Here is a 6,824-nt window from a genome sequence, read left to right on the forward strand (position 1 = left end):
AAGGCTTGCTTCACTGTAAATCTAACGGATTAGATCTTAGTTAGGCAGAGCGAACACGGTCAGTGTACCACCCAATTTGGTATAAGAACCCAAGCTTCTGTATGCACCTACAGCGCCCAAGCCTTCCGAGTTGGTTGATGAAGAACCGTCGTCCAGACCGGCGGCGATACCGATACCCGCCCAGCCGCCGATACCCGACAGAACGCCAACGTATTGTTTGCCTTCGAATTCCCAGGTATTGACGTTACCGATGATGCCGGATGGGGTTTTGAATTTGTACAATTCCTTACCGGTTTTTGCATCGACCGCTTTCAGGTAGCCTTCCAGCGTGCCGTAGAATACCACGCCGCCGGCGGTAGCCACCGAACCCGACCATACAGAGAATTGCTCTTTGTTGGACCAGACGATTTTGCCGGTTTTGGCGTCCCAGGCGGTAAATTGGCCCAGGTTGGTGGTACCGTCTTTTTTACCGGTCAGAACATCGGCGCCGGCAGGCATCATGTTCAGAGTTGCACCAACGTAGGGTTGACCCGCGGTGTAGCTAACTTCGAACGGTTCGTACTCCATGCACAAGTGGTTGCCCGAGATGTAGAACAGGCCGGTTTGTGGAGAGTAAGAAACGGGTTGTTGGTTTTTCGCACCCAACGCGGCAGGGCAAGTGCCAACGGTGTTGACGTCTTCGCCGTTATGTTCGGTAGAGAACTCGGGCACAACGTCTGGACGGCCAGTTTTCATGTCGACATGGGTCAGCCAGTTGACGGACTTGTCGAAGGTTTCGGCAACCAACAGTTCGCCGGTTTCGCGGTCCAGAGTGTAACCAACGCCGTTACGGTCGAAATGCACGATGGTTTTGTGCATTTTGCCTTTCACTTCTTGATCAACCAGAACGGTCTCGTTGATACCGTCGTAGTCCCACTCATCGTGCGGCGTCATTTGGTAAACCCATTTGACTTCACCGGTGTCGGCGTCGCGCGCCCACAAGGACATGGACCATTTGTTGTCGCCCGGACGTTGGGTTGGATTCCAAGTGGACGGGTTACCTGAACCGTAGTAAACCAGGTTCAATTTAGGATCGTAAGAATACCAGCCCCAGGTGGTGCCGCCGCCGATTTTCCATTGGTCGCCTTTCCAGGACGCCAAGCTGGACTCAGGACCCAGTGGGGTAACTTTGCCGTCTTGCCAGGTGGTGGATTTGCCCGGTTTGATCAGGGTGTCCTTGTCAGGGCCCATGCTGTAACCCTTCCATGCCAATTGGCCGGTACGGATGTCGTAAGCAGCCAGGAAACCACGCACACCGAATTCACCGCCGGAAATACCGGTGATGACTTTGTCTTTGACAACCAGGGGCGCGTTGGTGTTGGTCATGCCCAATTTGGGGTCGCCGTTTTGTACGCTCCATACCCGTTTACCTGTTTTGGCATCCAGCGCGGTCAGAACGGTGTCCGATTGTTGCAGGAAGATTTTACCGTCGCCATAAGCCAAACCGCGGTTAACGGTATCGCAGCACATCACGGGGATGGTTACGTCCGCATCCATGGTTGGGGTGAATTCCCAGATGACGGATTGGGTTTTTTGGTCGATTGCATAAACGGTGTTAGGGAACGGAGTGTGAACATACAGCACGCCGTTAACAACCAAGGGACCGCCCTCATGACCACGCAGTACGCCGGTAGAGAAAGACCAAGCCGGTTGCAGGTTTTTTACGTTTTGAGCGTTGATTTGGGACAGTTTGCTGTAACGGGTGCCGGCATAGTCGCCACCCCAAGTCGCCCAGTTCGCTGGGTCTTGTGTCAATTTTTCAACATCGCTATTAGCTGTTGATACAGTTGGTGCAGCAAGTAAAGTAGCTACAGTCGAAGCAAGCAGCCAGTTTTTTACAGGCTTCATATGTTTCCTCCCGGTAATCTGCTGAAAGACAGAGTACGTTTTTTGTTTGTTAAGACTAATATTAGTTTTAAAGCTCTGAGTTGGATGACCGTCTTAAGGGGCGCTATCGGCAGTTGCCGAGCGCAGTTGGATAGCCAAACCAGTTGCGTAAATTGAAGGATTTTTTCCCAAAAGTCAACCTGAAAAAGTCTTGCTGTCAAGGGGCGGCGAATAATGCCAAGTCTAATAAGCGCTTACAAAATCGTTGTTTAAATTATTAAGCCCGGAAACCGCGGCATGGACTGGTTGCGCAGCCGATGTGGGGTGATGATATGACTTGCCTTGGCGCTTTAATTGCAATGGGGGGCTGACTTGTTAATGCCATTAGCCGTGCCGGACCGAACCATGCCGCGGGCGCCGTTTTTCGGTGCGAACAGCGTTTTCACGCGTCAAAGACAAACGCCTACGCCGCCCAAGCCGCAATAACCTTGCGGGTTTTTGGCCAGATATTGTTGATGCTCGTCTTCGGCGTAATAAAAAGGCATGGCTTTACGGATTTCGGTGGTAATTTTGTCCATGCCTGCTTGCGCCAGTTTGGCTTGGTACCGGTCAAGCGTCTCGAGCGCTAACTGGTATTGCGCTTCGTCGAACACATCGATACTTGAACGATATTGGGTGCCTGTGTCGTTGCCCTGGCGCATGCCTTGAGTGGGATTATGGGATTCCCAAAAGACTCGCAACAAGTCCCGATACGTTATTTGGTCAGGGTCGAACACAACCAAGACTACCTCATTATGGCCGGTCATGCCGGTGCATATCTCCTGATAAGTCGGATTGGGCGTATAACCGCCTGCATAGCCCACCGCCGTGCTGAAAACGCCGGACTGTTGCCAGAATTTGCGCTCCGCGCCCCAAAAGCAGCCCATGCCGAATTGCGCCTTTTGCAGGTGCGGGGGGAAGGGGGCTTGAGTAGGGTTGCCGGAAACCGCATGCAGCGGATTGACAGGCATGGCTTGCGTTCGGCCCGGTAGTGCTTGTTCCGGCGTGGGAAGCTCGGTTTTTTTAAATAAAAAGCTCATAACGGCTGATCCGAAGTCGAATGAATGGGGTAAGCGGATTATAATCGCCATATTGCTTAATATTGATACTAATTTATGAAACAACAAGATTGCCTGCGGCGTTTTTTATTTGAAGAATTAGGCGTGCGTGGGGAGTGGGTAAGGCTTGAACAAAGCTGGCGGCAAGCCAGGCAACATCAAGTTCTCGTCAATCACGCCGTCGAATCCCAATTGGGGCAAGCGTTGGCCGCCGTCGTGCTGCTATCGGCCACCATCAAATTTAAAGGGGCGATGATCATGCAAATTCAGGGCGGCGGCGAATTAAAAGCCCTGGTGGCGCAAGCAACCCATGAAGGCAAAATCCGCGGTTTGGTGCGGAGCGAGGACCAGGTTTCGGGAAATGATTTACTGGCCATGCTGGGCGAGGGCGGCCGCCTGGTGTTGACGGTGGAGTCGGAAAATGCCGAACCCTACCAAGGCATAGTCGGCATTGCCGAACGGAGCTTGGCGGCGGTGTTGAAAACCTATTTTACCCAATCTGAACAATTAGATACCCGCTTATGGCTGTTTGCCGATACGGAATATGCCGCCGGCTTGTTTTTGCAGGAGTTGCCCACCGATAACCAAGACAAAGCCGACTGGCAACGCATCGAAATGCTGGCCGACACGATAACGGAAGCAGAAATACTGACGCTGGATTGCGAACAGCTGCTGCACCGTTTGTTCCACGAAGACAAGGTCAGGTTATACGATCCTCAGCCCATCGAATTTAAATGTAATTGTTCCAGGCAAAAAATTGGCGGCACTTTAGCGGCCTTGGGCAGGTCGGAGCTGGAAAGCGTGTTGCAAGAACGGGAAACCATTGAAGTGGATTGCCAGTTTTGCGGCGCGCAATATTACTTCGACAGAATCGACGTGGAAAACTTGCTGTCCAATCCCGTCATGAATGAGGACGAGTCGCCGACTCGACACTGAGGGTGCCATGAAAAAACTGAATCGCTATGTTCGCTTAATGTTGCTGACCGGATTGCTGGTTACGCAAACCGGCTGTCTGGAATGGCTGCACGCATATCAAACTTATCTGCAAATGGAGGAATTCGACCGTTATTTCGTGGTTACGGCCAACGAAGACTTCACCGTGCACTTCAAGCAACCCAGATTGGTCAGCGATGATTTCGTGGCCTTGGCCAAGTTGCATGCCAGCAGCGAAGAAAAAACCCCGGCCGGCAAACGTTGGCGCTATTGGTTTCGGAAGATCGATCAAAATAGCAATTTAGTGAATCCCGAGATCAGTTTTTATTGCGATTTGGCCTTCGACAAGGAGGATAAAGTCACCGAATGGTCGTTTTCCAAATTGTTTTTGCAAATTGCTCCACCCGAATTTCTGGAGGCCTCGTTCCGTTCCCTGGGAGGCGCCGAGATAAACGAAGGCAAAAAACAGTTACGCGCAAAAGCCGATTTGGTCGACAAAATTGCGGCCGATCTGCCTAAAAAAGCCATCGTTATTCAGAAGCTGGGCGAGCCTTTGGAAATCGAAGATCAGGAAAAACTGGAAATTTATAAATACCAGTTCCGCCTGGATGCCCGCGAGATTGAAGAAGGCTACGAAGACAGGGCGTTGAGCGAAGTGAGGCTGTCGTTCGATAAAGCCAGCAACGAGCTGGTAAAGATGTCGGGGCGTTTCGCCGGCTTGAAAATTTCGATCAATTACCGCGACTTTCTGGAAGACGACGACAGCAAAATGGCCGGTTTGTAACAAAGCAAGGCCGGTTCCGATTGGCCTCGCTTGCGTTTCGGGCCGGTTGTGTGTTTTCGCTGTCGGCAGTATGCGGCCGACCCGGATCATGCATTAAAACTACCAAAATAAAAGCATTCGTTTAAAGGCTTCCGCGAGCGGGCTTTGAGCTCGGTTTCCCTAAGATCGTCCGGTAACAGCTCGGCGGCGGCCCGATGGCCGACGGCAATCACCGACATCGGATTGCAGGCGTCGGGCAGGTCAAAAGATTGTTTGCATTGCGCGGCGTCGAAACCGCCCATCTGGTGCGTGGCCAAGCCCATGGCGGTCGCTTGCAGGCACAGGCTGACGCTGGCCGCGCCGGCATCGTACATGGACCAGCGGTTGGGCTTGCCATTGTGCCCGAACTCATGCATGGCCATGGACAATATCAAAACAGGGGCGTTTCTTGCCCAAAGCTGATTTTTTTCTCCCAGGGTGCTCAATAATTTTTCCCAAGCGCTTAAATGCGTCGTTTTATTGCAAACCAAAAATCGCCAGGGTTGATCGTTAAAACAAGACGGCGCCCAACGAGCCGCTTCCAGTAAGGCCGTTAAGGTTTGCGGGTCTATGCTTTTATCGGCATCAAAAGACCGGGGACTCCAGCGATTTTGCAGAATATCATGAATGGGAACGCTGCTAATGGCGGGTTTGTTGTGCATAATGATCTCCTCTGCCGTGTCATGTCATGGGTTTGCGCTAAGCTGGATTTTTACATGAGTCATGCAAGAAAAGTAAAGACTTGATCGCTACCGATTTTAGCGCGCCCTATAAATGCTCAAAAAGTTGACACTAGGAAAAAAATATTTATAATAGGCGCTCTTTCCGTTGTAAAGCGGAATTGCCGAGGTGGTGAAATTGGTAGACGCGCTAGCTTCAGGTGCTAGTAGGGGTAACCCTGTGGAGGTTCAAGTCCTCTCCTCGGCACCATCACTTTAAATTCCTTTAAAATCAATATTTTAAAGGTAAAATTGATGGTTAATGTAGTACACTTTTCTTATCTCACGATAGCTCACTTTTGTTGGCGTCACCGTTTTAGTTTAGTTCTCTCTGCTTCAACATCGTTCAAGAATCTTGCCGCCGCCTGTACTTTTTCTTTGTAGCGTGCTTTTGCGGCTTTCCGCTGTCTAATTAACTCTTCTTTTGTTGGTGCTCCTGCGACTACTCGACAAGGGTGCCGTGACGAGTTGATTTAATCGGGTTCTCGCACGATAGAGCGTAACCCGACATTCAATGGCAACTGTCGGGCTACGGCTGGCGACTAACCCGACCTACGAGACTGAAGCAGCTAATTCAATTTCCTTTTGTAATCTGGCTAACTCCGCTCTAGCTGCATGTATCTGATTATCCAATCTAATCAGATCAACCTTGGCGGCACGGGCGTCATCGCTGTTTATAGCCTGTGAGTTGGGTTGTAGTTTTGCTAATTCCTCTTCAAGTTCCAGTTGTTTAACATGGTAATCGGCGCACTTTCTATGTAAATCGAGTTCAATTTCTTTCGCGTCATCCAGCAATTTCGAGTAATAGTCTTTATACGAACGCGTTTCTTTTAATTTCTGTTTTAATTCGCTGATTTCTTTCGTTAATGCGGTCTCGCGATTTGCGGCATCCGAAATAGCCTGTTCCAACTTGCGGCTTTCGGCTAACCAGACTTCTTTTGCTTGCGCGACCCTGGACGCTATCAGCCTTTCGATTTCTCGCTCGTGGTTTTGCAATAGTGTTTTCATGCTAAGTTCTTGCAATGGTAATAGTTTTAAAATATTGCTTATTTTGCCATTAGTTTATATCACTTACCCGTCATGTCGGAAAAAGTCGCGATAGATTTTGCTTCACAATGTTCAGTATGTCTGCCGAGCTGATTGCACGGGTTAATGTAATGTGTCGCTATCGCGACGATTATTTTAATGCCGGTTCGCGCACCGGCGGGCGCGGTACTTTTCTTTGCTTGTCCAAAGAAAAGTACCCAAAAGAAACGACACCCGGATGCCGCGTATTTCCTGCGCTCCTCGGGTTTGAACGGGGTTTTCCGAAGGGGCTTCCCAGCCCCCACGTAAAACGCGATGCCTCCCTGCATCGCCCCTGCGGGCCAATCCGCTCAAACCCTCCGGTGCTCGGCGCGGCATAAC

The 6,824-nt window shown here is 50.7% G+C and carries 6 protein-coding genes and 1 tRNA gene; 3 read left to right on the forward strand and 4 right to left on the reverse strand.

The annotated features are described in order from the left end of the window. Positions 1 to 36: 36 nt before the first annotated feature. The gene (locus NP596_RS09650; protein ID WP_256615126.1) at positions 37 to 1,887 is read right to left on the reverse strand and encodes a methanol/ethanol family PQQ-dependent dehydrogenase; all 1,851 of its coding nucleotides are present in this window, start codon (positions 1,885 to 1,887) and stop codon (positions 37 to 39) included. A gap of 428 nt (positions 1,888 to 2,315) precedes the next feature. Beyond that, entirely contained in the window at positions 2,316 to 2,945 is a 630-nt protein-coding gene (gene msrA, locus NP596_RS09655) for a peptide-methionine (S)-S-oxide reductase MsrA (RefSeq protein WP_256615127.1), read from the reverse strand. Between the two features lie 75 nt (positions 2,946 to 3,020). Between msrA and hslO the strand changes: the two genes are divergently transcribed. Together hslO and NP596_RS09665 are read left to right on the forward strand one after the other, a co-directional pair. Then, complete coding sequence (gene hslO, locus NP596_RS09660) at positions 3,021 to 3,899, forward strand: Hsp33 family molecular chaperone HslO (RefSeq protein ID WP_256615128.1); 879 nt, start codon at positions 3,021 to 3,023, stop codon at positions 3,897 to 3,899. 7 nt (positions 3,900 to 3,906) lie between these two features. Beyond that, a complete protein-coding gene (locus NP596_RS09665; RefSeq protein WP_256615129.1) occupies positions 3,907 to 4,680 on the forward strand; it encodes a hypothetical protein in 774 nt (257 codons plus the stop codon). 86 nt (positions 4,681 to 4,766) lie between these two features. On the opposite strand, the gene NP596_RS09670 is transcribed toward NP596_RS09665, so the two are convergent. Continuing rightward, on the reverse strand, positions 4,767 to 5,360 hold the full coding sequence (locus NP596_RS09670; RefSeq protein ID WP_256615130.1) for a nitroreductase family protein: 594 nt from the start codon (positions 5,358 to 5,360) through the stop codon (positions 4,767 to 4,769). Between the two features lie 181 nt (positions 5,361 to 5,541). On the opposite strand from NP596_RS09670, the gene NP596_RS09675 reads away from it, so the two are divergent. Next, positions 5,542 to 5,628, forward strand: a tRNA-Leu gene (locus tag NP596_RS09675). A 341-nt stretch (positions 5,629 to 5,969) separates the two neighbouring features. Here NP596_RS09675 and NP596_RS09680 read toward each other — a convergent pair. Beyond that, positions 5,970 to 6,425, reverse strand: a complete 456-nt coding sequence (locus NP596_RS09680) for a BREX-1 system adenine-specific DNA-methyltransferase PglX (protein ID WP_256615132.1) — start codon at positions 6,423 to 6,425, stop codon at positions 5,970 to 5,972. Positions 6,426 to 6,824: the final 399 nt, after the last annotated feature.

This window comes from Methylomonas rivi (genome assembly GCF_024505165.1).
Classification (GTDB): Bacteria; Pseudomonadota; Gammaproteobacteria; order Methylococcales; family Methylomonadaceae; genus Methylomonas; species Methylomonas rivi.